We start from the raw sequence: 1,843 nt of genomic DNA on the forward strand, positions 1-1,843 counted from the left end.
GCTCGAGTGCGGGGTGCAGTCGACGAATGCTGTTCAACCGTGCGATGAATGGCTCCAACGATCGCCCGGCAGCCAGCGCGCCGGCGAAGTCGCGTGGGCGTAGTTCGTACTTCTCGGAGTCGAGGTACTCCTCGCTGCCTTCGGCGACGGCACGGCCCTCGAAGAGTTCGTAACCGGAGTACACCCCCCAGGTGGGGCTCATGGTCGCCGCCAGCACCGCACGAATGGCGAACATGCCCGGCCCGTTGTGCTGCAAACTCGCATGCAAGATGTCTGGGGTGTTGACGAACAGATTGGGACGTCGGTAGTCCGCGATTTCCGGTATCTGCTGCCCGAATTCGGTGAGGTCCCACTTGGATGTGCGCCAAGTGAAGTAGGTGTAGGACTGGGTGAATCCCAGCTTGGCGAGTCCGTACTGGCGGGCCGGCGGGGTGAACGCCTCGGACAGAAACAGCACATCTGGATCGGCGGCTTTGGCCTGGGCGATCAACCAGGCCCAGAAGTTGGGCGGCTTGGTGTGCGGGTTGTCGACGCGAAAGACCTTCACGCCGTGGTCCATCCAGTACCGCACAACGCGCAGCACTTCGTCGTAGAGGCCGGCCGGATCATTGTCGAAGTTGATCGGGTAGATGTCCTGGTATTTCTTCGGCGGGTTCTCCGCGTAGGCGATTGTGCCGTCCGGCAATTCGGTGAACCATTCGCGGTGGTGCTTGGCCCACGGGTGATCGGGCGCGCATTGCAGAGCCAAGTCGAGGGCCACCTCCATGCCCAGATCCTCGACCGCGGCGACGAACCTGTCGAAGTCGGCGATCGTGCCCAGCTGCGGATGCACCGCGTCGTGGCCACCCTCGTCGCTGCCGATCGCCCACGGCGATCCGACGTCACCGGGTGCGGCCGCCGCGGTGTTGTTGCGGCCCTTGCGGTGAATCCTGCCGATCGGGTGGATCGGCGGCAGGTACACGACGTCGAAGCCCATCTGCGCGATCCGCGGGAGCGCCGCCGTCGCGGTGGCGAAGGTGCCATGCACGGGATGCCCGTCGGCGTCCCAGCCGCCGGTCGAACGGGGGAACATTTCGTACCAGGATCCGAAGCGGGCCAGCGGCCGGTCCACCCACACCCCGTACTGCTCGCCGCGGGTCACCAGTTCGCGCAGCGGAAATTGGGTCAGGAGTTCGTCGATGTCGGCGCTCAGCGCCAGCGCGGCGCGCGACACCGGATCACCGGGTGCTTGCAGCGCCTTCGCGGCGGCCAGCAACGGTTCGCGGCTGCTACGCGGAACGCCGGTGGCGGCGCGTTTGAGCAGTTGCGCGCCGACCAGCAGGTCGTTGGATAGTTCGCTTTCGCCTTGGCCGGCGTCCAGCTTGGCTTCGACGGCGTGCCGCCAGGTGTGAATCGGGTCGCCCCAGCCATCCACCCGGTAGGTCCACAACCCGATGCGGTCGGGCGTGAACACGCCGTGGAAGACGAAAGGCTCGAGGCCGTCGGGAGCCATCGGGACATGCAGCGGCTTGACCTTCACCACCGGGTCGGCGGCGGGTTCGGCCAGTGCGGGAGCCTGCACCGCCTTGAGTCGGCGGGTTTCACCCACCTGCGGATAACGCGGACCCAGGTAACGCACCACCAGCGTGGCCGCCACCGCGTCGTGGCCCTCGCGCCATACCGACGCGCGTACCGGGATCACCTCGTCGACGACGGCTTTTGCCGGGTAGGCGCCGCATGACACGACGGGCGCGACGTCATCGATCTCGACACGACCGGGCACTGCTACTCCTTTGCGAGTCGCTAGTCGGTTGTCGTCCTGGGCGCCGTCGACTCCGCCACCTGCACGTCTTCGATAACCACT

Annotated in this window: 1 protein-coding gene; it reads right to left on the reverse strand. The window is 66.4% G+C overall.

All coding sequences use genetic code 11. The annotated features are described in order from the left end of the window. The coding region (locus tag WAN02_RS04210) for an alpha-1,4-glucan--maltose-1-phosphate maltosyltransferase (RefSeq protein ID WP_422262922.1) at positions 1-1,762 on the reverse strand (1,762 nt) is incomplete at its 3' end. Positions 1,763-1,843 lie beyond the last annotated feature (81 nt).

The sequence above is a fragment of the Mycobacterium sp. genome, from assembly GCF_049281135.1.
Lineage (GTDB): Bacteria > Actinomycetota > Actinomycetes > Mycobacteriales > Mycobacteriaceae > Mycobacterium.